Source organism: Stenotrophomonas sp. Steno-C18 (assembly GCF_056393195.1).
This window is the reverse complement of sequence record NZ_JBWJOX010000001.1, coordinates 561,807-585,279: the sequence shown is the minus strand read 5'-3', so window position 1 is coordinate 585,279 and position 23,473 is coordinate 561,807. Positions and strand designations below refer to the sequence as shown.

Annotated in this window: 21 protein-coding genes; 5 read left to right on the top strand and 16 right to left on the bottom strand. The window is 66.9% G+C overall.

What is annotated here, in order from left to right; translation table 11 throughout:
- The first annotated feature begins 49 nt into the window (after positions 1–49).
- Complete coding sequence (locus tag AC06FE_RS02775; protein WP_478072179.1) at positions 50–1,687, top strand: acyl-CoA dehydrogenase family protein; 1,638 nt, start codon at positions 50–52, stop codon at positions 1,685–1,687.
- A 119-nt stretch (positions 1,688–1,806) separates the two neighbouring features.
- On the opposite strand, the gene AC06FE_RS02770 is transcribed toward AC06FE_RS02775, so the two are convergent.
- The 3 genes from AC06FE_RS02770 to AC06FE_RS02760 all read right to left on the bottom strand — a co-directional run bounded on the left by AC06FE_RS02770 (position 1,807) and on the right by AC06FE_RS02760 (position 3,993).
- Positions 1,807–2,214 (bottom strand): hypothetical protein, encoded by a 408-nt coding sequence (locus AC06FE_RS02770; RefSeq protein ID WP_478072178.1) that lies wholly within the window; start codon positions 2,212–2,214, stop codon positions 1,807–1,809.
- Positions 2,215–2,354: 140 nt separating this feature from the next.
- Positions 2,355–2,696: a hypothetical protein gene (locus tag AC06FE_RS02765; protein ID WP_132865173.1), complete on the bottom strand. Its 342-nt coding sequence runs from the start codon at positions 2,694–2,696 to the stop codon at positions 2,355–2,357.
- A gap of 121 nt (positions 2,697–2,817) precedes the next feature.
- Complete coding sequence (locus AC06FE_RS02760) at positions 2,818–3,993, bottom strand: thiolase family protein (RefSeq protein WP_323439334.1); 1,176 nt, start codon at positions 3,991–3,993, stop codon at positions 2,818–2,820.
- Positions 3,994–4,168: 175 nt separating this feature from the next.
- On the opposite strand from AC06FE_RS02760, the gene AC06FE_RS02755 reads away from it, so the two are divergent.
- Positions 4,169–7,099, top strand: a complete 2,931-nt coding sequence (locus AC06FE_RS02755; RefSeq protein WP_478072177.1) for a S8 family peptidase — start codon at positions 4,169–4,171, stop codon at positions 7,097–7,099.
- Between the two features lie 215 nt (positions 7,100–7,314).
- On the opposite strand, the gene AC06FE_RS02750 is transcribed toward AC06FE_RS02755, so the two are convergent.
- Positions 7,315–8,412 carry a Glu/Leu/Phe/Val family dehydrogenase gene (locus AC06FE_RS02750; protein ID WP_132865170.1) on the bottom strand — a complete coding sequence of 366 codons (1,098 nt, stop codon included), beginning with the start codon at positions 8,410–8,412 and terminating at the stop codon, positions 7,315–7,317.
- A gap of 306 nt (positions 8,413–8,718) precedes the next feature.
- On the opposite strand from AC06FE_RS02750, the gene AC06FE_RS02745 reads away from it, so the two are divergent.
- Both AC06FE_RS02745 and AC06FE_RS02740 read left to right on the top strand, forming a co-directional pair.
- Positions 8,719–12,237, top strand: a complete 3,519-nt coding sequence (locus tag AC06FE_RS02745) for a methylmalonyl-CoA mutase family protein (protein ID WP_478072176.1) — start codon at positions 8,719–8,721, stop codon at positions 12,235–12,237.
- 130 nt (positions 12,238–12,367) lie between these two features.
- Positions 12,368–13,411, top strand: coding sequence for a S66 peptidase family protein (locus AC06FE_RS02740; RefSeq protein WP_478072175.1), 1,044 nt, complete (start codon positions 12,368–12,370; stop codon positions 13,409–13,411).
- A 39-nt stretch (positions 13,412–13,450) separates the two neighbouring features.
- Here the strand turns inward: AC06FE_RS02740 and AC06FE_RS02735 are convergent, their stop codons facing one another.
- The 7 genes from AC06FE_RS02735 to AC06FE_RS02705 form a co-directional block, all read right to left on the bottom strand.
- The gene (locus tag AC06FE_RS02735) at positions 13,451–14,413 is read right to left on the bottom strand and encodes a tetratricopeptide repeat protein (RefSeq protein ID WP_478072174.1); all 963 of its coding nucleotides are present in this window, start codon (positions 14,411–14,413) and stop codon (positions 13,451–13,453) included.
- 53 nt (positions 14,414–14,466) lie between these two features.
- Positions 14,467–15,057: a TMEM175 family protein gene (locus AC06FE_RS02730; protein ID WP_478072173.1), complete on the bottom strand. Its 591-nt coding sequence runs from the start codon at positions 15,055–15,057 to the stop codon at positions 14,467–14,469.
- Positions 15,058–15,147: 90 nt separating this feature from the next.
- A complete protein-coding gene (locus tag AC06FE_RS02725) occupies positions 15,148–15,486 on the bottom strand; it encodes a tRNA-binding protein (protein WP_132865165.1) in 339 nt (112 codons plus the stop codon).
- 80 nt (positions 15,487–15,566) lie between these two features.
- Entirely contained in the window at positions 15,567–15,965 is a 399-nt protein-coding gene (locus tag AC06FE_RS02720; RefSeq protein WP_478072172.1) for a nuclear transport factor 2 family protein, read from the bottom strand.
- A gap of 26 nt (positions 15,966–15,991) precedes the next feature.
- Positions 15,992–16,453 (bottom strand): methyltransferase family protein, encoded by a 462-nt coding sequence (locus AC06FE_RS02715; protein WP_478072171.1) that lies wholly within the window; start codon positions 16,451–16,453, stop codon positions 15,992–15,994.
- A 64-nt stretch (positions 16,454–16,517) separates the two neighbouring features.
- Positions 16,518–16,760, bottom strand: coding sequence for a VOC family protein (locus tag AC06FE_RS02710; RefSeq protein ID WP_478072170.1), 243 nt, complete (start codon positions 16,758–16,760; stop codon positions 16,518–16,520).
- A gap of 257 nt (positions 16,761–17,017) precedes the next feature.
- Complete coding sequence (locus AC06FE_RS02705) at positions 17,018–18,820, bottom strand: DUF885 domain-containing protein (RefSeq protein WP_132865162.1); 1,803 nt, start codon at positions 18,818–18,820, stop codon at positions 17,018–17,020.
- 194 nt (positions 18,821–19,014) lie between these two features.
- On the opposite strand from AC06FE_RS02705, the gene AC06FE_RS02700 reads away from it, so the two are divergent.
- A complete protein-coding gene (locus tag AC06FE_RS02700; RefSeq protein WP_478072169.1) occupies positions 19,015–19,809 on the top strand; it encodes a DUF4349 domain-containing protein in 795 nt (264 codons plus the stop codon).
- A 55-nt stretch (positions 19,810–19,864) separates the two neighbouring features.
- Here AC06FE_RS02700 and AC06FE_RS02695 read toward each other — a convergent pair whose 3' ends face one another.
- The 5 genes from AC06FE_RS02695 to AC06FE_RS02675 form a co-directional block, all read right to left on the bottom strand.
- The gene (locus tag AC06FE_RS02695; protein ID WP_132865160.1) at positions 19,865–20,113 is read right to left on the bottom strand and encodes a hypothetical protein; all 249 of its coding nucleotides are present in this window, start codon (positions 20,111–20,113) and stop codon (positions 19,865–19,867) included.
- 15 nt (positions 20,114–20,128) lie between these two features.
- The gene (locus AC06FE_RS02690; RefSeq protein WP_132865159.1) at positions 20,129–20,521 is read right to left on the bottom strand and encodes an OsmC family protein; all 393 of its coding nucleotides are present in this window, start codon (positions 20,519–20,521) and stop codon (positions 20,129–20,131) included.
- Between the two features lie 107 nt (positions 20,522–20,628).
- The gene (locus AC06FE_RS02685; RefSeq protein ID WP_478072168.1) at positions 20,629–22,023 is read right to left on the bottom strand and encodes a DUF2867 domain-containing protein; all 1,395 of its coding nucleotides are present in this window, start codon (positions 22,021–22,023) and stop codon (positions 20,629–20,631) included.
- 18 nt (positions 22,024–22,041) lie between these two features.
- The gene (locus AC06FE_RS02680; RefSeq protein ID WP_057635045.1) at positions 22,042–22,362 is read right to left on the bottom strand and encodes a metalloregulator ArsR/SmtB family transcription factor; all 321 of its coding nucleotides are present in this window, start codon (positions 22,360–22,362) and stop codon (positions 22,042–22,044) included.
- A gap of 189 nt (positions 22,363–22,551) precedes the next feature.
- Positions 22,552–23,466, bottom strand: a complete 915-nt coding sequence (locus AC06FE_RS02675; RefSeq protein WP_478072167.1) for a peptidylprolyl isomerase — start codon at positions 23,464–23,466, stop codon at positions 22,552–22,554.
- Positions 23,467–23,473: the final 7 nt, after the last annotated feature.

Below are 23,473 nucleotides of genomic sequence, written 5' to 3'. Positions count from 1 at the left end.
TTGGCGGGCATGCGGCAGAATCGGGTGTCAGACCCCGGGAGCCGACGCCATGCCATCGCAGCCGCCACCGTTCGAAACCCACGTCGTCGACAACCAGGTGCCGCCCTTCGGCGGGCGGGACCTGTGGCAGGACGACCTGGCCCTGCAGCAGGCGGTGGTGCGCGAGGGCGCGGCGTTCTTCAGCGCCGAACTGCGCCACTACGGCACGCTGGCCGGTGGTGACCTGTACCGCGCCGGTTTCGATGCCAACCGCCAGCGCCCGCAGCTGCGCACCCACGATGCGCAGGGGCATCGCATCGATACGGTGGATTTCCATCCTGCGTACCACCAGCTGATGGCCACCGCCAAAACCCACGGCGTCGCTGGCCTGTCATGGCATCGCCCGCGTCCGGGCGGGCATGTGGCGCGGGCGGCGCTGAGTTACCTGCACCACCAGGCCGAGGCCGGGACCAGTTGCCCGTTGACCATGACCCATGCCGCGGTGCCGGTGCTGCGGCAGGAGCCGGCGCTGGCCGACTGGGCCGACAAGGCCGCCGCACCCTTCTACGACCCGCGCGACCTGCCGATCGGCGACAAGGTTGGCATCACGCTGGGCATGGGCATGACCGAAAAGCAGGGCGGTTCGGACGTGCGCGGCAATACCACCACGGCCACGCCACTGGCCGTCGACGGGGAATACAGCCTGGTCGGCCACAAGTGGTTCTTCTCGGCACCGATGTCCGATGGCTGGCTGGTGCTGGCGCAGGCCCCCGGTGGCCTGACCTGCCTGCTGATGCCGCGACGGCTGCCGTGCGGCCGTCGCAATGCCTTCCACCTGATGCGGCTGAAGGACAAGCTGGGTGATTGGGCCAACGCCTCCAGCGAGGTGGAGTTCTGCGGGGCGTGGGCGCGGCGGGTGGGCGAGGAAGGGCGGGGCGTGGCCACCATCATCGAGATGGTCATGTTCACCCGCCTGGATTGCATGCTCGGTGCGGCGGCGGAGATGCGCATGGCGCTGGCACAGGCACTGCACCATGCCCGGCACCGGCGCACGTTCGGCAAGCGGCTGGTCGAACACGCGCTGATGGCCAACGTGCTGGCGGACCTGGCCATCGAATCGGAAGCGGCCACGTCATTGGCGATGCGGGTGGCACGGGCGGTGGACGCCGCCCCGACCCAGCCGGCCGAGGCCGCGTTCGCGCGCATCGCCACCGCGATCGGCAAGTTCTGGGTCTGCAAGCGCGTTCCCGCGTTCGTCAATGAGGCCCAGGAATGCCTGGGCGGCGCGGGCTATGTCGAGGAGTCGATGTTGCCGCGGTTGTACCGGCAGGCACCGTTGAACTCGATCTGGGAAGGCAGTGGCAACGTGCAGTGCCTGGACGTGCTGCGTGCATTGGCGCGCGAGCCGCGCGCACTGCAGGCGTTGCTGGATGAACTGCAGCAGGCCGAAGGGCAGGGCGGGGCGTATGACGCTGCGCTGGAGGCGCTGCGCGTGCAACTGGCCGCCGGTGAGGTGGCCGAGGCCGATGCGCGCTCGCTGGTGGCACGGTTGGCGGTGCTGCTGCAGGCCGTGGTGCTGCGGAAAGCCGGCAGCCCGCTGGCGGAGGCGTTCGTGCAGTCGCGGGTTGCGCGCAGTGGTGGCGTCTACGGGCAACTGCCCGCCGACCTGCCCTTCGCAGGGATCCTGGCGCGCGCGTTGCCGGCCTGAACCGTTCGCCGTTGCCGCTGCGGCGAAGCCGCCGCATGGGGCTGCTTCGGCGGCAAGGCTTCGGGCCTGCGGGAAGAACGCCACGCAGCCGCGCTCAGGCGGCCGCGTGGCGGTTCAGGTCAATGCTTGGCTTCGTCGGCCTTGGCGCGCGCGTCCTGGGCGACGTCATGCGCATGGTCGGCGGCCTTCTGCGCGGCGTTGGCGGTTGCCGCGCTGGCGTCGGCGGCGGCCTGCTTGGCTGCAGCGTCGGCATCGGCGGCGGCTTCCCTGGCGGCACTGCCAGCGTCGCGGGCAGCCTGGGCGGTGGCATCGGCGGCCTTGTCCAGCGCCTGCTGTGATTCGGCGGCGGCATCACGGGTGGCCTGGGCGGCTTCGTGCGCGGCATCGCGGGTCGCATCGGCGGCCGAATCGGCCGCGTTGCGTGCCGCGGCGGCGGCATCACGCTTGGCCTGCTCGGCATCGGGGTTGTTGCAGGCAGCCAGGGCTAGGACCAGGCTGGTGGCCAGCAGCGGGGTGAGCAGCTTCATCGTGTCTCTCCTTGTGTGGGAACCCGGCCACAATCTAGGGCGACACGTATTCAGATCTTGTCAACGCGCCGGACACCGGCAATAAAAAAAGCCGCTGGCGAACCAGCGGCTTTTCAAGACAAGCGTGGAAGCAGAAGTTATTACTTCTTGGCTTCTTCAGCAGCGTCCTTGGCTTCAGCAGCGACGTCCTTGGCGGCGTCGGCAGCGTCGGCAGCGGCGCCGGCAGCGGCGTCGGTGGCGGCGCCAGCAGCAGCCTGGGCAGCGTCGCCAGCGGCGTCAGCAGCGGTGGCGGCGGTGTCGGCAGCAGCCTGAGCGGCGTCAGCGGTGGCGGCGCCAGCGGTGGCAGCCTGGTCAGCAGCAGCCTGGGCTTCGGTGGCAGCCTGGTTGGCGTCGGCGGCAGCGTCAGCAGCCTGTTCCTGCTTCGAGCAGGCAGCCAGGGCCAGACCCAGGGTCATCGCGATCAGCAGCTTGTTGATGCTCATTTGTGAATCCTCGTCGTGAAATTTGGCAACGCGCCATTGCGCGCCGGGAACATGATGACAAGCCCATTTGGGGTGTCAAGCGGGTACGCATTCAGGTTTGAGAAAATCTGAGAAATTCCAATCAGATCAATTCGATGGCAATTGCGGTTGCTTCGCCGCCGCCGATGCACAACGATGCGACACCGCGCTTGAGGCCGCGCGTGCGCAAGGCATTTACCAGCGTAACCACCAGGCGCGCGCCCGAGGCGCCGATCGGGTGGCCCAGTGCGCAGGCACCGCCATTGACGTTGACCTTGCCGTGCGGAATGCCCATTTCGCGGATCGGCGCCATGGCCACGACGGCGAAGGCTTCATTGATCTCGAACAGGTCCACGTCGGCCACGCTCCAGCCGGCCTTTTCCAGCACCTTGCCGATCGCGCCGAGCGGGGCGGTGGTGAACCATTCCGGCTCCTGCGAGAAGGTGGCATGGGCCACGATGCGGGCCAGCGGCTGCACGCCACGCTTGGCGGCATCGTCGGCCGACAGCAGGACCACCGCGGCAGCGCCGTCGGAAATGCTGGACGAGCTGGCGGCGGTGACGCTGCCGTCCTTCTTGAAGGCCGGGCGCAGGGTCGGGATCTTGGCGATGTCCGACTTGCCGGGCTGCTCGTCCTGGTCCACCTCGACCTCGCCCTTGCGGGTGGCGACCTTCACCGCAACGATCTCGTCGTTGAAGGCACCGTTGGCCTGGGCGGCCTGGGCGCGCTTGACCGACTCGATGGCGTAGGCGTCCTGCTCCTCGCGGGTGAAGCCGAACTTGCTGACGGTGGCTTCGGCGAACACGCCCATGGCCTGGCCGTCGTACGGGTTGGTCAGGCCATCCCATGCCATGTGGTCCACGGCCTGGAAGTTGCCGTAGCGGTTGCCGGTGCGCGAGTTGGGCAGCATGTGCGGGGCGTTGGACATGGACTCCATGCCGCCGGCCACCACGATGCTGGCCGAGCCGGCCTTGATCAGGTCATGGCCCAGCATGATGGCCTTCATGCCCGAACCGCAGACCTTGTTGAGCGTGGTGGCGCCGGTGCTGATCGGCAGGCCGGCGGCCAGTGCGGCCTGGCGGGCCGGGGCCTGGCCCAGGTTGGCGGGCAGCACGCAGCCCATGATCACTTCGGAAACGTCGCCAGCGGCAACGCCGGACTGGGCGAGGGCGGCGCTGATCGCGGCCGAACCCAGGGTCGGGGTGGGGACGCCGTTGAACTGGCCAAGGAAGGAGCCAATGGCAGTGCGCTTGGCGGCGGCGATGACGATGTCGGACATGGGCAATCTCGGTTATACCTTGCGGCAATTATCGAACGTCCCCGGTGGCAGGCCCATTGGACCATCGGCACATCCATCAGGGGGGCGGACTGTCGTTGCAGTATAGAAGGTGGGGGTGCCGTAGCCTGATGCGGCGAATACCTGAATTGGTGATGTCACTACGGGGAGAGTGGGAATGGGGACCAATGCGCAAGTCAATCTGTTGGCCGTGGCGCTGCTGCTGGCGCTGACGGGCTGTGGGGGCGGTGGCGGAAGCAAATCCAACCCACCACCACCGGTGAGTCCACCGCCCACGACGCCACCGGTTACGCCACCGGTAACGCCGCCAGTCATTCCCCAGCCGGCCATTGATGCACATCTTGCGCTGACCAATGCGTGGGATGGGCGAGGGGGGGCTTACAACGGTGCTGGCATCCGTATCGGTGTGGTCGACTCGGGGGTGATGCGCAATCACCCTGCGTTGGCGGGGCGTGTGGTCGCCAGCTACTTCTACCTGGACCCCGAGCGGAACAATGCCAATGTGGATGATGTGGTGGGGCATGGCACGGCCGTGGCGGAGTTGGCCGCGGGCGCACCCACCGGCTCCTGGCCGGGCGGCATCGCGCCGGGGGCGCAGATCGTCTCGGCGCGGATCATCGCCGACGAGCGGCCTACCGACGATGGCTCGGGGCAGGGCAACGAAGTGGACGGTGCACTGGGCTTCGCCCCGATCCATGAGGACCTGATCCGTGCCGGCGTGCGGATCATGAACAACTCCTGGGGAGGGCTGTATTGGACCCGGCCCACCGCGACCGCGCCCATCGCCGCCGAATACCGGCCCTTCATCATCGACAATGACGGGCTGGTGGTGTTTGCCACCGGCAACGAGTCTCGCACCAATCCTTCCAGCATGGCTGCGCTGCCGAGCCAGCCGGGGCCCAACGGCACGCTGCCTGCGGCGGACCTGGAACGAGGCTGGCTGGCCGTGGCCGCGCTCGATACCGCCAATCCGACACAGCTGGCGTCCTACTCCAATGCCTGCGGTGTGGCGAAGAACTACTGTCTGGTCGCACCGGGTACGGCGGCGTACGTCAGCCATGACAGCACCACGGGCAACCTGCGCTATCAATACAACAGCGGTACATCGTTCGCCGCGCCGTTGGTGTCCGGTGCCGCAGCATTGGTGTGGCAGAAGTACCCCTATTTCAACAACGACCTGGTGCGGCAGACGTTGCTGGGATCGGCCACCGACCTGGGCGCGCCGGGGCCGGATGCCGTGTTCGGGTACGGTCTGCTGAACGTCGGCAAGTCCATGCGCGGGCCGGCCAGGCTGGACTGGGGCGATGTGCATGTCGTTCTGCCCAAGGGAAACTCGGAGCCGTGGTGGAACAGCATCAGTGGAGCGGGTGGCCTGACCATCGATGGCGGTGGTGAAGTGGTCGATGGCGTGGAAGATCCCACGCTTTCACTGAGTGGGCAGCACACGTTCACGGGTGGGCTTGCCATCACCGGTGGTGCCACGGTTTCGGTGAACGGCAGCCTCGTGTCCGACGTTACCGTGGGGAAGGGTTCCTACCTGTATGCATGGGAAGTGACGTTGCAGGGTGGTGTGATCAACAACGGCGTGATGCAGATCAACTCGGCCGAGCACGTGCAGGTCGAAACCCGTTTGAACGGTGACGTCGTCAACAACGGAGTCTTCTTCAACCGCGATTTCTCCCATACCACGCTGGGGGGCGATTTCACCCAATCCGCCACCGGTGAATACTGGACGTATCTGGGGACCGACCCGCTGCACATCGAGGGCAGTGCGACGTTGGATGGCGGTCTGTACATCCATGGGCTGGCGCCTGGTTACATAGCGCGGCACAAGACCGAAATCCTGATCGCCGATGGCGGTGTCAACGGGGAGTTTGCCTGGCAGGGATACAACGCCGGGCTCCTGCTGGATGCGACAGTGGGATATGGAGCTGATCGGGTATGGCTGGATGTGGACCGCGCCGATGTGGCCACCACCGCGCTGCGGATGGCGGACATCAGCCCTGCGTCGTTATCGGCCGCGCGTCGCGTCGAGGGGGCATTCCAGGCGATTGATGCGGTGCTGCAGCCGGTCGCTCCCGACAGGAACGTGGTGGTTGACCATGACTTCATTTCCGCTGCAGCCCAGGTGCAGCGAGTGCCGGATGTGCAGGCATTGAACCGGACACTCGAAAGTCTGTCCGGCCAGGCGCACGCGGCAGCCACGGTGATGACCTTCGACAGCATCGACATGAACCGGCGGGCGCTCTCCACCCAGTTCGCACAGAGCACCGGCAACGGGCCGAACCCGGCGAGCTGGATGCGCTCGTTGGGAGGAACTGGCCAAGGGGGATATCTGGGCAATGACTACAACGCAAGTGGTTGGATGATGGGACAGGAGATCGGTATCGGCGGTGGCGTACTGGGTTTCGCTTTCGGCGAAACCCGTGCCAGCACCACGGCGGGTGGCGCGCAGGACCGCAGCCGGGATCGACAGGCCCAGTCCCAGTTGTACGCCGGTTGGCGCATGGGCCAGGCGTACGTGTTGGGCCAGGCCGGCTTTGGCCAGTACCAGCGCGAGATGGATCGCAACCTGCTGCTGGGCAATGAACGTGCCGGCGTGCATGCGCGGTACAGCGGTAACTTCCTGTCTGGCAGCGTGGAGGGAGGCTACCGTCTGGGCGGGCAGGGCAGCGTGTCACTCACGCCCTATCTGGCGGCCGAGTACACCCGTATCGACAACGATGCCTTCCGCGAGCAGGGGGGCTACGGCTTCGGCCTGCAAGCCGGGGGCTGGAGCAGCAACCGTACACAGGCGCTGGCGGGTGTACGTGGGCAGTATCTGTGGCGCGGATTGGCGGTCAACGGCTACGCCGAATGGCAACACGCGTTTTCCGCCAATGGCATGGTGCTGGATGCAGGCTTTGTCGGTATCGACGCATGGGCGCCGTTGGCGGGTCTGCAGCCGGCACGCTCGGGGGGGCTGCTTGGCTTGTCGCTGGATTCGTGGTTGTCGCGTAACACGCGGCTGTTCTTGGGCTACGACCAGCGGTTTGGAACGCGAAAGGACATCCAGCAGGTGTCGCTACGGCTCTCCCAGGCTTTCTGAGGGCTTGGGGGAAGGGGCAGGGGCGAAGGCAGCATCGCCTTCGCCTTGGGCCGCGCTGCAGCAATGCAGAAGAGCGCAGGCCAATGGAGGGGCGATGGACGGGGAGGCCGGAATGCCTCCTCTCCTTACTTCCTTCATCAGCCCCTGAGCCGAGGCCAGGCGCCGCGTGGGCAGTTGCCGCCCTGTCATCCCGCTCCCTCAGGGGAGGTTGCGCCTTACTCGCCGCGCAGGCGGTTCATCCGCGGGGTGGAACGGCCCATCGGCATCTTCAGCTTGCCGATGGCTTCCAGCCGGGCTTCGGCGATGCGGTCGGCCGCGCGCTGCGGGGAGACATCCTCACGCTCGGACTGGTCGAAGATCCTGCCGAGGTTGTGGTAGATGCTGCGGATCAGGCGCATCGCGCGTTCGCGGTTGTAGCCGTCGATCTCCAGCGACACATTCATCACGCCGCCGGCGTTGACCGCGTAATCCGGGGCCCACAGCACGCCGCGCTTGTACAGCTCGTCGCCCACCGCATGGCTGGCCAGCTGGTTGTTGGCGGTGCCGCAGATGACCTTGACCTTGAGCCGGTCCAGCGTGGCCATGTCGATCGCGCCTTCCATCGCGCAGGGCGCCAGCACGTCGGCGGCGACATCGTAGATGGCGTCGGGCTTGACTGCCTCGCAGCCGTACTCGCTGACCGCGCGCTGCACCAGCACCGGGTCCAGGTCGGTCACGTACAGCTTGGCGCCGCGCTCGCGCAGCAGCTTCACCAGCTCCATGCCGATATGGCCCAGGCCCTGCACGGCGATGCCGAGCTTGCCGATCTCCTCGTGCCCGAACTGGCGCTTGACCGAGGCCATCAGTGCCTGCAGGGCGCCATAGGCGGTGAACGGGGCCGGATCGCCGGAGCCGCCATGGACCTGGTGGACGCCGGTGACGTAGCCGGTCTCCAGGTAGATGTTCTCCATGTCGTTGACGTCGGTGCCGACGTCCTCGGCGGTGATGTAGCGCCCGCCCAGGGCCTCGACCTGGCGGCCGAAGGCGCGGAACAGCACCTCGCTCTTGTCGGTGCGCGGGTCGCCGATGATCACCGCCTTGCCGCCGCCGACGTTCAGCCCGGCCAGCGCGTTCTTGTAGGTCATGGTCCGGCTGAGCCGCAGCACGTCGCGCAGGGCGTCGTCGGTGTTGGCGTAGGGGCGCATGCGCACCCCGCCCAGCGCCGGGCCGAGGGTGGTGTTGTGGATGGCGATGATTGCCTTCAGGCCGGCTTCGCGGTTCTGGCAGAACACGACCTGTTCATGGCCGGAAGTCTCGAGGGTTTCGAAAAGCATGGAAGCTCCGATGGCGTTTGTTGCCACAACGTCAGTGATCCTGCAGGCAAACAGCAGGCCGGAAAACAAAAAATGCGACTTCCTCGTGTGCAGGACGGGGGTCGCGGGCCGCCATTCTAATCCATTCCCGGTAGGGGAATGTTCAGGACGGTAGTACCTGACTGGGCGCTTGGCTTTGCCCAGACAGGGCGCGTCGCCATCACCCGATAGCGCAAACGGCGAAAAGGTCACGCTGCGCTGCAACCTGACCTGCCGCGCGCGCGGTTCTATCATCGGTTTCAACAGAAACCGGATGTTGCACGGCCCATGAGTACTCCCGCCTCCCAGCTCCCGCAAGTCCAGCCGGAGTCCACCCCGCTGCGCTTCGTCACCGCCGCCAGCCTGTTCGATGGCCACGACGCGGCGATCAACATCATGCGCCGCCTGATCCAGGCGCAGGGCGCGGAGGTCATCCACCTGGGCCACAACCGCAGCGTCGAGGATGTGGTGCGGGCGGCGCTGCAGGAGGACGCCGACGCGATCGCGCTGTCCTCCTACCAGGGCGGCCACGTGGAGTACTTCAAGTACATGGTCGATATGCTCAGGGAGCGTGGGGCCGGCCACATCAAGGTGTTCGGCGGTGGCGGCGGCACCATCACCCCCGAGGAGATCCGCGAGCTGCAGGCCTACGGCGTGGAGCGCATCTACCACCCCAACGACGGCATGAAGATGGGGCTGGTGGAGATGATCGAGGACGTGGTGGCGCGCGCGGGCAAGGCGCGCGACGCCCGCGCGGTGGAGTCCGGCGACACCGCCCCGGCGATCGAGGACGAGATCGGCATCGGTCGGGTGCTGTCGCAGCTGGAGGACGGCGACCATTCCGAGGCGGAGCTGGCGCACCTGCGCAAGCAGTGGCAGCTGGCCTCCGGCAGGACGCCGGTGGTGGGCATCACCGGCACCGGCGGCGCCGGCAAGTCCTCGGTGACCGACGAGCTGCTCAACCGCTTCCTGGCCAGCTTCCCGCAGATGCGCATCGCCGTGATCTCGGTGGACCCGACCCGCCGCCGCACCGGTGGCGCGCTGCTGGGCGACCGCATCCGCATGAACTCGCTGCGCTCCAAGCGCGTGTACATGCGCTCGATGGCCACCCGCCGCCAGCACGCGGCGATCAACACCGTGCTGCGCGATTGCATCGGCTTCCTGAAGTCGCTGCAGTTCGATCTGGTGATCGTCGAGACCGCTGGTATCGGCCAGAGCGATTCGGAGATCGTCGACCTGGTCGATTTCCCGATGTACGTGATGACCAGCGATTTCGGTGCGCCGAGCCAGCTGGAAAAGATCGACATGCTCGATTACGCCGAGCTGGTGGTGCTCAACAAGTTCGACAAGCGCGGCGCCGAGGATGCGCTGCGCGACGTGCGCAAGCAGTGGAAGCGCAACCGCACCGCCTTCACGATGAAGGACGAGGACGTGCCGGTCTACCCGACCATCGCAAGCCAGTTCAACGACCCGGGCATCAGCTGGATGTTCGCCAACCTGTGCCGCCTGCTGCGCGAGAAGGTCAAGGCCGACACCGGGCTGCAGCCGCGCATCGATACGACGCTCAAGGAGCCGCGCGCCACCGTGCTGATCCCGGGCAGCCGTGTGCGCTACCTGGCCGAGATCGCCGAGCAGGGCCGTGGCATCAACGCCCGCATCGACTCGCAGGCCGAGGTGGCCGAGCGTGCGCAGAGCCTGTGGCAGGCGCTGAAGGAACTGGGTGATGCGGCATTGCCGGGCGCGCTCGACCTGTACCCGGCCGATGCCCTGACCGACGCCGCTGCCGACAACAGCATCCGCACCCTGCGCCAGCGCTACAACGATGCCGTGCAGTCGCTCGATTCCGAAGCACTGCGCCTGTTGCGCGAGTGGCCCGCACGCCTGAAATCGATCACCGAGCCGGTCAATGAGTACCAGGTGCGCGGCAAGACCATCCGCGTGGAGAACTACCGCGAGTCGCTCAGCCACCAGCAGATTCCCAAGATCGCCGCGCCCACCTACCGCAGCTGGGGCGAGCTGCTGGTGTTCCTGCAGAAGGAGAACCTGCCGGGCTCGTACCCGTACACCGGCGGCGTCTACCCGTACCGCCGCAGCGGCGAGGACCCGATCCGCATGTTCGCCGGCGAAGGCACGCCCGAGCGCACCAACCGCCGCTTCCATTACCTCAGCGTCGGCCAGCCGGCCGCGCGCCTGTCCACCGCCTTCGACAGCGTGACGCTGTATGGCGAGGACCCGGCGCCGCGCCCGGACATCTACGGCAAGATCGGCAACTCCGGCGTCAACATCCCCACGCTGGACGACATGAAGAAGCTGTACTCCGGCTTCGACCTGTGCGCGCCGACCACCTCGGTGTCGATGACCATCAATGGCCCGGCGCCGATGATCCTGGCGATGTTCATGAACACCGCCATCGACCAGCAGGTCGAGAAGTACCTGCAGGAAGACCCGGTGCGCTGGGCCGAGGCCGAGGCGAAGATCGCGAGGATCTTCGAAGGGCGCACCCGACCGCAGTACCACGGCGAACTGCCGCCAACCAACAACGGCCTGGGCCTGGCGCTGCTGGGTGTCACCGGTGACCAGCTGGTCGATGCCGACACCTACGCGCGCATCAAGGCCGAGACGCTGTCCACCGTGCGCGGCACCGTGCAGGCGGACATCCTCAAGGAAGACCAGGCGCAGAACACCTGCATCTTCTCCACCGAGTTCGCGTTGCGGATGATGGGCGACATCCAGCAGTACTTCGTCGACCACAAGGTGCGCAACTTCTACTCGGTGTCGATCTCCGGCTATCACATCGCCGAAGCCGGCGCGAACCCGATCAGCCAGTTGGCCTTCACCTTGTCCAACGGTTTCACCATCGTCGAGTACTACCTGGCGCGTGGCATGAAGATCGATGACTTCGCGCCCAACCTGTCGTTCTTCTTCTCCAACGGAATGGACCCGGAGTACACCGTGATCGGCCGCGTGGCGCGCCGCATCTGGGCGCGGGCGATGCGCGAGCGTTATGGCGCCAACGAACGCAGCCAGATGATGAAGTACCACATCCAGACCTCCGGCCGCTCGCTGCACGCGCAGGAGATCCAGTTCAACGACATCCGCACCACGTTGCAGGCGCTGTATGCGCTGTTCGACAACTGCAACAGCCTGCACACCAACGCCTACGACGAGGCGATCACCACGCCGACCGAGGAGAGCGTGCGCCGCGCGGTGGCGATCCAGATGATCATCAACAAGGAGCTGGGGCTGAACTTCTGCGAGAACCCGTGGCAGGGCAGTTTCATCGTCGACAAGCTGACCGACATCGTCGAGGAAGCCGTGTACAAGGAGTTCGAGGCGATCAGCGAGCGCGGTGGCGTGCTGGGCGCGATGGACACCATGTACCAGCGCGGCAAGATCCAGGAGGAGTCGCTGTATTACGAGCACAAGAAGCACGACGGTAGCCTGCCGCTGGTCGGCGTCAACATGTTCCTGCCCAAGGAGCATGCCGGCGAGGTGGCCACCGAGATCGAGCTGATCCGCTCGACCGAGGAAGAGAAGGGCCAGCAGATCGAGAACGTGCACAACTGGCAGCGCAACCGCAACGCGCTGGCACCGGCCGGCGAGACCTCGCATTCGCATGAGGTTGAAGGCGTGGCGGCTGATGAAAGCGATGTGCATGACGGCCATGGCCTGGCATATCTGCAGAAGACCGCGCGTGATCGCCGCAATGTGTTCGAAGCGTTGATCGAGGCGGTCAAGACCCACAGCCTGGGGCAGATCAGCCATGCCTTGTACGACGTGGGGGGCGAGTACCGCCGCAACATGTAATCGAAGCGGGTAGTGCCGAGCGATGCTCGGCACGAAGCCTGCAGTATCGGCAGGGCCGCAGCGGAGCGTGGCTCCGCTCTACCGCGGCGCGCTGTTACTCTTGTGCTGACTCCCGGTAGCAGGCAGCAACATGGATAGACGGCGTTTCATCGGTGGTACCGCCCTGGCAGCCACGCTGCCGCTGCTCGGCCTGCAGGGCGCGATGGCAGCGCCGCGTGGGCGTCTGCTGCCGCCGGCCCTGAACAAGGGCGACACCGTCGGGCTGGTCAGCCCGTCCTCGGCCAGCAGCGATCGATTGAGCCTGCAGCTGGCGCGCGAAGCGATGGAAGCGTTCGGCCTGAAGGTGAAGACCGGCGCACACTACGACGCGCGCCATGGCCACCTGGCCGGTACCGATGCCGAGCGCGCCGGTGACCTCAACGCGATGTTCGCCGACACGCAGGTCAAGGCGATCGTCTGCGTGCGGGGTGGCTCCGGTGCCGCGCGGCTGCTGCCGCTGCTGGACTACGCCCGCATCCGCGCCAACCCCAAGATCCTGCTGGGTTACTCGGACATCACCGCCCTGCACAGCGCCATCCAGGCCCGGACCGGGTTGGTGACGTTCCATGGGCAGATCGGCTCGGGCACCTGGAACCGCTTCAACGCCGACCAGTTCGAGCGCCTGTTCTTCAAGCGCGAGCTGATGCACTACCAGAACCCGGTGGTGGATGCCGACGACGAGCTGGTGCCGCGCCGCCACCGCACGCTGACCCTGCGCGGTGGCACGGCCCAAGGCGAGTTGGTCGGCGGCAACCTCACCGTGCTGACCGCCTTGGCCGGGTCGCCGTACCTGCCGGACTTCACCGGCAAGATCCTGTTCCTGGAGGACGTGGAAGAGGCGCCTTACCGCATCGACCGCATGTTCAGCACGTTGAAGCTGATGGGCGCGCTGGACAAGGTCGCCGGCTTCATCTTCGGCGAATGCACCGATTGCACGCCGGGCGACGGTTACGGCTCGCTGACGCTGGACCAGATCTTCGACGACTACATCCTGCCGCTGAAGATCCCGGCCTATCGCGGTGCGATGATCGGCCACATCCGCGAGCAGTTCATCGTGCCGGTCGGCGGCAAGGTGGCGATGGACGCCGATGCCGGCACATTCGAACTGCTGGAGCCGGTGTTCGCAGGCGCGTGAGTGGCAACGGGCGCTGCGATCAACGCTGCGCCCGTTGACTCATTCTTCCTCGTCCGCGTCGTCTTCTTCACCCTCGTCCTCGAGGGACTGCCACCAGGCGCTGACGGCCACCGGGGGCGGGGGCGCGCATTCGCGTGTTTCGATGGCGTCAACGTGACGCCCGGCATGGCCATCGGCCCAATCCCTGAGCAGCTTCTCCACCGACCTGCGGCTCTGCGCGGCGATGCCAAGGTTGCGCTCGGACTGCCACGCGGCGTCTTCCTGTGCGGCGTGCTGATGCGGCGCACCGTAACTGCAACGCAGGCAGTAGTGGCGGATGCTGCGCGTCCAGTCCTCGGCGTGGCCGATGCCGGGCACGGTCGCCCGCAGCAGCGCATCCAGGTCGTCCTGGCCATCGGCGCGAACGAACACCACGAAGGTCTGGAACAACGACGGCACCAGCCGGCCCAACTGGTTGAACACATGCACCTCGCGCTCGCCGTCGAAGCGGCTGCCGGTCGACGCACCATCGTGCAGCACGATGTCGCCGAAGCGGTGGCCGCTTTCCGGCAGCGGTACGTTGAGCACGCGTGCGCGCACCGGATCAACGCGGCGCACGAAGACGGTCTCGCCACCCTGCCAGGGGTTCAGGCGAACCACGGCCACGCCGAAGTCGCCATCGATCGGGCCTTCGGTGCCGGGCAGGGCGATGCCGCAGGCGGTCCATAGTTCACGCACGGTGTCCCAGCGGCCGAGCGCGGTGGCGGCGATGGCCGCGTTCCAATGCTCGGCCTGGCCGTGTTCCTCGTTCAGGACGATGACCTGCAGGTTGTGCCGCAGCGAGGTGGGCCAGTCCAGCAGGTACTTGTGCACCAGCCCCTGCATGTAGTGGTAGTAGCGGTTGTCCGGGTGATGCTGGAGCAGGGTGCCGAAATCGCGTGCGGCGTCTTCCAGCGCGCCATCATCCACCGCGGCATAGGCGCGGTGATGGATCTGCTCCAGTTCATCGGGGGTGTCGTTCATGCCGCTGCCAGTGTCCGGGTCGGCGCATGATCGCACGGGCCTGCCGGCCAGGATCAGGGGGCGGGAGGGTCGACGGCCAGCCCGCGCTCGATGCGACGGTCGGGGATCAGCCACATCAGTGCCACGCCGACGTAGATCGCCTGCGCGACATGCACCTGCACGAAACTGACGCCGATGCCGGTGAGGTAGAGCAGCGGCGACAGTTTTCCCTTCCAGTCCCGGCCGAGTACCTCGCGCAGGGTCGACTCCCGGCCTTCGGCGGCAACGATGCGTTGTTGCAGGAATGCATAGGCGATGGCCGCGGCCAGCAGTACACCGCCGTAGGCGGCGGTAGGCAGCGGCAGCAGGTAGTAGTCATCCATCCAGCGCGTGGCGAACGGCAGCAGCGACAACCAGAACAGCAGGTGCAGGTTGGCCCACAGCACGCTGCCGGAGATGCGCTTGCAGGCCTGCAGCAGGTGGTGATGGTTGTTCCAGTAGATGCCCACGTAGATGAAGCTGAGCAGGTAGGCCAGCAGGGTGGGGATCAGCGGGCGCAAGGCCTGCAGGGTGCCGCCCTCCGGCGTTTTCACCTCCAGCACCATGATGGTGATGATGATGGCCAGGACCCCATCACTGAATGCTTCAAGCCTGCCCTTGCCCATGTGTGGTTTCTGCCGGTCAGTGGTGGGTACGTGGTTGCCGCACAGTATCGGCCGACGGCGTGAGGGCGCCGTCGGGATCCACCGGCGGCCTCACAGCAGCCGCGTGCCCAGCGGGACGTCGTGCTCGGGCACGCACAGGCTGACCCGGCCCTCGGCATCGTGGAAGCCGGTGACCAGGCATTCGGACATGATCGGGCCGATCTGCTTGGGCGGGAAATTGACCACCGCCACCACTTGCTTGCCAACCAGCGTGGCGGGGTCGTACAGGGCGGTGATCTGGGCGCTGGACTTGCGCACGCCCAGTTCCGGGCCGAAGTCGACCTGCAGCTTGTAGGCAGGCTTGCGGGCTTCGGCGAACGGTTCGGCGGCAATGATGCGGCCGACGCGCAGTTCGACCTTGGTGAAGTCATTCCAATCGATCGTTTCCATGGTGCCTCGGTGGTTGTGGCTCATCCTGCGGTGGTGGATGAGGCCACCACGGCGATGCGGGTTGTGCAGTACTGCCGACGTCAGGTGGCTGCCGGCAGGGGGACGTAGACCTCGTGCCACAGCACGACCTTGCCATCCGCGTCGAAGCGCATCAGCAGCATCGCGCGGAAGTGTTCGCGGCGGCCGTCGCCGTAGGCGATGTGCGCCCGCATCGACAGGGTGACGGCATCGCCATCGGCCAGCGCGTGGTCGACGTCGTAGTTGATGCCCGCCATGCCGGCCTTCATGCCGTTGAGGAAGGCCAGGTAGTCGGCACGGCTGGCGGCGTAGTGGCGCCCATTCGGCTCGACCACGAAGTGCTCGGCGAAGCATTCGCCAACCTGCGCTTCGCTCAGCACCGAGGTGGCATTCAGATGCCGGCGGTTCCAGTCGAGGACGGCGTTCGCCTGGCGCAGCAGTTGTTCACGGTCGAGGGGCATACAGCATTCCTTCAGGGGTGAGGACCTTACAGCCAGCGTCGCGTGCGGGTACGGAAGGCGTCGAAGGCAGGGCCGAAGCGCTGTGCCAGATGACGTTCCTCGGGGAGGATCTGGAAGCGCGTGACGTAGGCGATGAAGACAGGGACCACCCCGAGTGCGACGGCATTGCGCAGCCACAGGCAGGCGGCCAGCAGGACCAGCGCCTGGCCCAGGTACATGGGGTTGCGGGTGAAGCGGTAGACGCCGTGCGTCACCAGGTGCGCCGTACGCTGCGGGCGTAGTGGGTTGACCGTGGTGCCGGCGCGCTGGAACAGCAGCTTGGGCACCAGGTTGAGCAGTACCCCGGCGGTCGCCGTCACGGTGACGATGGTGACCCGCATCGGCAGGGAAAAGGCGAAGCCCGGCAGTTGGTGGGCACACAGCCAGGCGAGCAGGCCGCACAGCAACAGCACGATCGGTGGCGGAAGGCGGGTGTCGAGCGTGGTCATGACGCAGCGATGCTACGCGCGTGATGCCCGTCCATCCAGTGCATCGGCAATGGCCGGTGATGGCTCAGAGGTTGTGCCCGATGCGCCACAGCACGCCGGCTGGATCGACCAGCGTGAAGTCGCGCATGTCCCACGGCGGGTCGGCAATCTCGCCCACCCGGGTCTGGAAGTGCTCGATCACGCCGCTTTCCCGCACGTGCTGATGCCAGTCATCGGCGTTTTCCACCCGCAGGTGCATCATGAAATTGCCGGCATGCTCGGCCACGAAGAACGGCTGCAGCAGGAAGCGGGTGCCACCGTGCCGCACGTAGGCCAGCGCGTCGGAAGACCACGGGATCTAGAAGCCCAGCATACTGTGGAACGCCATGGACCGGACGAGCTCGCGCGTGGGAACGGAGGCCTTGATCTCGACGGCGGCAAGGTTCATGGCGGTACGCCTCGGGACGGGCAGGGGAGGCATTACACCACCGTCTGCGAGCGGTCCGTGCGTGCGGACGCCTGCCGGAAAAGCCAACGCCCGGGAGAACCCGGGCGTTGGCAGGGGACGTACAGCCGGCCGCGTGCTTACTGGATCGGCTGGTCCAGCATCAGCTGGCGGGCGAAACGCACCGGCGGTGCGCCGTAGGACAGGATCTGGTCGTGGTAGGCCTTCAGGTTGAAGTTGGCCCCCTGCTTGTCCTGCACCGCCTTGCGGGTGTCGAAGTGCTCCTGCGCACCGACGAAGTAGGTCGGCAGCTGTGCCGAGGTCAGCTGCGCACGCACCCACTTGCCGGCCGCTTCGCTTTCCTGCTGGAAGGCGTCGTGGGTCATCAGGTGCATGGCCTGCTCGCGGCTCCAGTTGTCCACGTGCACGCCCTGGTCGAGGATGGCGTTGGAGATCGTGCGCAGGTAGAACTTCAGCTGCACCAGGTGGAACAGCGGGTCGTTATCCAGGTAGCCCTGTTCCTGCATCATGCGCTCGGTGTACACCGCCCAGCCTTCGGCGAACAGGCCCGAACGCAGCACGGCGCGCAGCGTGGACGGGAACTTGCCCGAGTGCCAGCCTTCCAGGTAATGGCCCGGCGTGCCTTCGTGGATCGACAGCAGGTGGATCATGCGGCTGTTGTACTCGCGCAGGAACGAGTCAACCTGCTTGTCGTTCCAGTCGTCCGGGATCGGCGAGACGGCGTAGAAGGTCTTCAGGTTCTTGTCCAGCGGGCCGGGCGAGTCGCAGTAGGCCACGGCCACGCCGCGCTGGAACTCCGGCATCAGGATGATGTCCACCGGTGCATCGGGCAGGGTCATCAGGTCATGCGTGCGCACGAACTCGGTGGACTGGGCCAGCGAGGCCTTGGCGTCGTCGACCACCTTGTCGCGCGCCGGCTTGTCGGCATAGGCCAGTTCCAGTGCGGCCTCGATGGCCTTCTGCTGCTGGTCGTCGGTCGGGTTGGCCGGCATTTCCGGTGCGCCCGGCTTGTCCTTCAGCACCTGCTGGGCGATGCCGTACATGTCCGCGCGCACGCGGGTCAGCTCGGCGCGGGCACGCTCGCCGATCTCGGCGCGCGAGAGCGAGGAGTTGAGCGAGAACTTCAGCTTCTGGTCGTACTTCTCCGCACCGATGCGGAAATCGCCCTTGGCGTTCGGCACCAGGGTCTTGTCCAGCCATTCCTGCTGCTCGGCCACGGCCTTGTTGAGGGCGTCGATGGCAGCGGTCAGGCGCTGCTGGTCGGCGGCCTCGAGCTGGCCGATGTTGGGCGTGATGAAGGTCTCGACCAGGCTGAGGATGCCCTTGTTCTGCTTGGCAACGGTCTCGGCGTGGATCTTCGGCACGCGGGCCGGGTCCAGGTTGGCACGTGCGGCGGCGAAGATCTGCGGGATCTTCTCGATGCGCGCGGTAGCCGACTTCAGGCGCTCGGGCAGCGGCGCGAACTCGCGGGCCATCAGGCCATAGATGGCACTGCCGGCCAGGCCGTTGTAGACCTGCGGATCCCACTGCCAGGACTGCAGGGTTTCGTTGTTCCAGATATCGGACTGCAACTGGTTGCGCAGGATCGCGGCGTCGACCTGGTTCTCGCGGCCGAGCTTGCTGACGTCGACCTTGTCCAGGTCGGCGAGCAGGGCCTTGCTGGCTTCCAGGCTCTTCTTCTGCCCGTCGGCGCTGAGGTCGTCGAGCTCGCCGTCGTAGCGGTGGTCGCCGATCTGGGTGGCGCTGACCGGGGACAGCTGCATCCAGGTATCCAGCGCCTTCTTCGACAGTTCGGCGAACTGGGCGTCGGCCTGGCTCTGGCCGGCCTGCTCGGTGCTGGCGGTCGGAGCGGTGGGGGCTTGGCCGTCCTGGCAACCGGCCAGGCCGGCGAGCAGGGCGGCGGCGAGCAGGTGCTTGCGCATCGTTGATCCTGGAGCGTTGGGAAACCCCGAGCATAGGCCGGGTGCGGGGCGGGGCGCACCTGCCGTTGGTTGGGCGGGCCGTGCCGGATCGGGCAGGGGCAGGCGCCACCGCGCCTGCACATTTCCTTAGCGTTCGTATTCAGGCAGGTGGTTATGCTTGCGCGGCACGATCAATTCACGGGGAACAAGGACGCATGAAGTATCTGCAGGGAATGGGCTGGGCGGTCGGGTTGGGCGCATTGCTGGCATTGGCCGGCTGCGGCAAGCATGAAATGGCCAGCGCCGGCGCGGTGGCGGCCGAGGCGGTGCAATCGCCGGAAGGGGCCTTCCTGGCCTATGAACACACCGTGCAGCTGCAGCTGCCGGGCAAGGAGATCGCGCCGCGGGTGAAGGCGGTGGCCGAGGCCTGCCAGAGCGCGACGTTCGGCGACTGCGCCGTGTTGAATGTCTCGCAGCAGGCCGGCGACGCGCCGCGCGGGACGATCAAGGTGCGCATCGCCCCCAAGGGCGTGGAGCCACTGATCGCCCTGGCCGCCGACAAGGGCGAGGTCACCAACCGCAACACCGAGGCCGAGGACCTGGCCCAGCAGGTCGCCGATACCCGGTTGATGCAGGATCGCCTGAAGAACGAGCATGCGCGCCTGGTCCAGTACCAGCAGCGCAGTGACCTGGCGGTGGCCGACCTGTTGACCATCTCGCAGCGGCTGTCCGAGATCGAGGCCGGGTTGCAGCAGGCCGACCGCGACGCCGCGCAACAGCATCGTCGCATCGACACCCAGTTGGTCACCCTGGATTTCGAGTCGACCAACAGCCAACGCAATCGCAGCGAGATCGGCCGTGCATTCGGCGATTCCGGCGAGATCTTCACCACCAGCCTGGCCTACATGATCCGCGTGGCGGCGGGCCTGTTGCCGCTGCTGATCGTCGGCGGCTTCCTGTTGTGGTGCCTGCGCGTGTGGCTGCGCCGGCGCCGCGCGAAGAAGGGCTGAACGACAACGGCGCCGAAAGGCGCCGTTGTTCATTCAACCGTAGGAGGCGGTCCGGTCATCCGTGCAGGTGCAGTTCCGGTACCTGCTTCTCGTGCACGGCGAACAGCTCCTGGAACTCTTCCTCGTTCAGCTCGTCGGGCAGGTAGACCGCCACCTGGCTGACCGTGCCGTGTTCGTCCACCCGCTCACGCGGGCCTGCACGCAGCGAGATCTCGCGGTCCTTCCAGGTGGTCACCATCGGGGCATCTTCCCATTGGGTGACTTCGGCGTTGTCGTTGTCCCAGAGCACGACGATCGTATACATGCGTGTAGTTCCTCTTCAGCTGCGGCGTTCGCTGGTGATGGTGGCGCCCTCGCGCATCACCAGGGTCACCGGCGTGCGCTGGACCACGTCCAGCAGGCGTTCCCATTGCGCATCGCTCAGCGGGCCGGTGGCCGACAGCACGCGATGCACCTGCAGCTTACCGGCTTCGTCGCGGCTGGAGGTCAGCTCGGCGCTGAACTTGCCCAGGTCCCAGCCTTTCTTCTGTGCATACATGCGCAAGGTAATCGCCGTGCATGAGGCCAACGAGGCCAGGTACAGGTCGAACGGCGCCATGCCGGCCCCCTGTCCGCCCAGGCTTGGCGGTTCATCGGCGATCAACTGGTGCTTGCCATTGCTGATGGCATGCGCGTAATCGGTATCGGTGGATTCGATGGTGACGTGTGCCATGGCAGCTGCTCCGGTAGTAGGGATGGGCCTACGTTAGCTGCTGGAGGTACCGGCCGGTAGGTCGGGCCGGTGGCCGGATCGTTCCATCGCCTGAACGATGCGGCGGCTCAGGCTGCGCCGGCCGGCGCCATCTCCCGTTCTTCCGCGCGTACCAGCGCAGCCACCGCCGACTGCAGCATCCGCGGTGCGATGTAGTGCCGATGCACCGGGTCCACCACCCCCATGTAGGCGCGGCCGAACAGGTTGCGGCAGCGCACCCGCGTGGACAGCGTGAACAGCATGCCATCGCCGTCGCGCTGTACCGAGACACCGCTGCGGAACCCAAGGTGGCGATCGTCGGCCCCCAGCAGCACCTGCGCGTGCTCCGCGTCGACCTGGGCGTCCAGCACCGGGAAGCGTTGCGCGAAGCGCTGTGCCGTCGAATCGTTGAGCAGCGACGACACCGGGCAGCCCAGCGTGGACGTGCGCAACCCCAGCGGCTTGACCAGCAGGTTGCGGAACCGCATCAGGCCGCTAACCGGCGCGGCGGGCTGTTCGATGAAGGCCTCCAGCAGGCGTACCAGCAGGTGTTCCGGCGACTGCCGCCCGAGCCAGCGGGTGTCGATGCGGATCTGCACGCTGTCCTGGTGGTGATGACCGTGCAATTGCGCGGCGAGCAGGGAGCGTGCGGGCAGGGCAGGCAGTGTGCACGTGCGCAGCGCGGGCAGGTCCTGGCCGACAATCCCATGCAGCCGGCACAGGCGGGCGAGCGTCTGGCGCGCCCGGCCGACATGCCGACGCAGGTGCGCACACAGGCCGATGCACCAGGACGTGTCCATCGCGTGGGTGAAGCCCAGTGTGGTGGTCGGGACCGGCGCCTTGGCCGGGTCGAGCTGCGACAGCGCCTGCAGCAGCGTCGGCGGCAGCAGTTCGGTCAGGCTGGCCAGGTCCGCTTCGCCGCGACCGACCTGTGCGCGCGTGGCCGGGTCCAGCTCACCGGCGGTTTCGTCCGGGTGGCACGACACCGCGAACAAGGCCGGGTGCTGCCCGTTGCCGTGCAGGGGCTGGAACTGGTGCCAAGTGCGTGCCGCCATGCGTACGGTGAACAGGCAGTCGGCGGGAATCTCGACGTGGCGCAGGCCTTCCAGCGCACCGGCCTCGGCCGATGACGTGGCCGGGATGAATCGCAGCCGTGCGCCGCCGCTGCCGCTGACTGCGGTGAACAGGCGCGGGCCGGCGTGCCGATGGAACGGATGGCCGGCGCTGCCGACCGAAAAGGTGTACAGCGAGGCGGGATCGTGTGCCGCGAAGTCGGGTGCGGACAGGCGTACCGATGGCTCATCGAGCGCATCGTTGAACTGCGGGTGATGCTGCTGGCGCTGGCCGGCACGCAGGGCCAGCGCATCGCCGGCACCAGGATCAAGCTGGCTGAGCAGGGTGACTTCCACCGCCCGCCTTCCATCGGCGGCGGCAATCGAGACACGGGGAAAACTGCGGTCGCGGGTCGTGCGGGTGCGTTCCATGGCGTGCCTCGATGGCGATCAGGTAGCGGGTTTGGCCTTGGCCTTGCGGCGCGATTCGCGTTGCAGCGGGCCGGCCGTGGGGCAGACCTCGAAGGCGAACCTGCTGAGGGTGTTGACCATGTTGTCCGGAGTCAGCCGGTAATAGACAAACTGGCCGCGGCGCTCGCTGGTGACCAACCCGGCGGCAGCCAGCACCGACAGGTGGCGGGAGATGGCCGGTGCGCTCATGTCGAAGCGCTGGCCGATCTCGCCGGCGGTGAGTTCCTGCGCGGACAGGTAGGCCAGGATCTCGCGGCGTGGACGCGAGGCCAGGGCTTCAAAGATCTGGTCGGCAGCCATGGGTAATCACTTAACTAATTCGTTAAATGATTAATTGCACGGGCGCGCCGTGCTGTCAAGCGTGGATGCAGGGCGGCGGGGCGCCTTGTGCCCGGTCCTCTCCTTTGCGGCGCAAATGGCAGGACCGGGCAGGGGGGAGCTGGCCCGCGTGATCCACTTCGGGCAGGCCTTGCCGCCCGGGTCGACCGCTTATTTCACCGCCGCACCCACGCGTACCGGCAGCGGGATGTTGCACAGGTCGATGTGCCCGGCGGCACGCTTGTAGAAGCCGTCCACGCGGTTGCGGCGCGCTTCCACCGCATCGGCGAAGGTTTTGGAATCGGTGCGCAGCACCTGCAGTGGCACGCGCTGGTTGGCCGGAAGCTCGCTGGCCAGCTGGATCGAGATGATCGGCGTGCGCTCGGCGGCATTCTCGTAGAAGCCCATCGGATCCGGGCCGCGGGTGATGGTGCTCAACAGCTCCATGCCCTTGAGCACGCGCCCGACCACGGTGATGTTGCGGTCCAGCTGGCGCGGCGATTGCCCGGTGACCACGTACAGTTCCGCGCCGACGCTGCTGTCCTCGTCATTGTTGCGGCCGGCACCCAGCGCACCATAGCAATGGGCCAGCCATGCCTTCTCGCCATCGCTGCCGACCGCGAAGTCACCGACGAAGCCGGTCTTCGCTGCCCAGCCGTCGCGGTCGGGCAGGGCGGTCAACGCCAACCCCTGCGCCGGGCGCTGGAACTCGGCCGGCAGGTGCGGCTTGGCGCTGCCCATCGACTTGGCCTTGGCGGTGTCGTCGGCATCGGCATCGCCGAACTGGACCACGAAGTTGTCCTGCGAACGGTAGATGCTGAGCCCGTCCCAGAAATGCTCGCGTGCCAGGGTGCGGATGTTGCCGGCATGTTCCGGGGCGAACGCCGGCGCCAGTTCGATGATGACCCGGCCACCGGCCAGGTTCATGTACAGCAGGTTCTCCGCGGCCGGGGTGTGCCAGTCGCTGGCAGGCGAGGCGTCGATGATCTCCTGCGCGCTGCGGTACTTGGCGGGGGCATCGGCGGCCAGCAGCGGCAGCGGGGACAACATCAGGGCCAGGGCCAACAGCGAGGGGCGAAGCGTCATCGGGCGC

Coding starts and splice junctions, on each gene's coding strand:
- AC06FE_RS02775 (WP_478072179.1), top strand. CDS start 50: ATGCCATCGCAGCCGCCACCGTTCGAAACCCACGTCGTCGACAACCAG.
- AC06FE_RS02770 (WP_478072178.1), bottom strand. CDS start 2,214: ATGAAGCTGCTCACCCCGCTGCTGGCCACCAGCCTGGTCCTAGCCCTG.
- AC06FE_RS02765 (WP_132865173.1), bottom strand. CDS start 2,696: ATGAGCATCAACAAGCTGCTGATCGCGATGACCCTGGGTCTGGCCCTG.
- AC06FE_RS02760 (WP_323439334.1), bottom strand. CDS start 3,993: ATGTCCGACATCGTCATCGCCGCCGCCAAGCGCACTGCCATTGGCTCC.
- AC06FE_RS02755 (WP_478072177.1), top strand. CDS start 4,169: ATGGGGACCAATGCGCAAGTCAATCTGTTGGCCGTGGCGCTGCTGCTG.
- AC06FE_RS02750 (WP_132865170.1), bottom strand. CDS start 8,412: ATGCTTTTCGAAACCCTCGAGACTTCCGGCCATGAACAGGTCGTGTTC.
- AC06FE_RS02745 (WP_478072176.1), top strand. CDS start 8,719: ATGAGTACTCCCGCCTCCCAGCTCCCGCAAGTCCAGCCGGAGTCCACC.
- AC06FE_RS02740 (WP_478072175.1), top strand. CDS start 12,368: ATGGATAGACGGCGTTTCATCGGTGGTACCGCCCTGGCAGCCACGCTG.
- AC06FE_RS02735 (WP_478072174.1), bottom strand. CDS start 14,413: ATGAACGACACCCCCGATGAACTGGAGCAGATCCATCACCGCGCCTAT.
- AC06FE_RS02730 (WP_478072173.1), bottom strand. CDS start 15,057: ATGGGCAAGGGCAGGCTTGAAGCATTCAGTGATGGGGTCCTGGCCATC.
- AC06FE_RS02725 (WP_132865165.1), bottom strand. CDS start 15,486: ATGGAAACGATCGATTGGAATGACTTCACCAAGGTCGAACTGCGCGTC.
- AC06FE_RS02720 (WP_478072172.1), bottom strand. CDS start 15,965: ATGCCCCTCGACCGTGAACAACTGCTGCGCCAGGCGAACGCCGTCCTC.
- AC06FE_RS02715 (WP_478072171.1), bottom strand. CDS start 16,453: ATGACCACGCTCGACACCCGCCTTCCGCCACCGATCGTGCTGTTGCTG.
- AC06FE_RS02705 (WP_132865162.1), bottom strand. CDS start 18,820: ATGCGCAAGCACCTGCTCGCCGCCGCCCTGCTCGCCGGCCTGGCCGGT.
- AC06FE_RS02700 (WP_478072169.1), top strand. CDS start 19,015: ATGAAGTATCTGCAGGGAATGGGCTGGGCGGTCGGGTTGGGCGCATTG.
- AC06FE_RS02695 (WP_132865160.1), bottom strand. CDS start 20,113: ATGTATACGATCGTCGTGCTCTGGGACAACGACAACGCCGAAGTCACC.
- AC06FE_RS02690 (WP_132865159.1), bottom strand. CDS start 20,521: ATGGCACACGTCACCATCGAATCCACCGATACCGATTACGCGCATGCC.
- AC06FE_RS02685 (WP_478072168.1), bottom strand. CDS start 22,023: ATGGAACGCACCCGCACGACCCGCGACCGCAGTTTTCCCCGTGTCTCG.
- AC06FE_RS02680 (WP_057635045.1), bottom strand. CDS start 22,362: ATGGCTGCCGACCAGATCTTTGAAGCCCTGGCCTCGCGTCCACGCCGC.
- AC06FE_RS02675 (WP_478072167.1), bottom strand. CDS start 23,466: ATGACGCTTCGCCCCTCGCTGTTGGCCCTGGCCCTGATGTTGTCCCCG.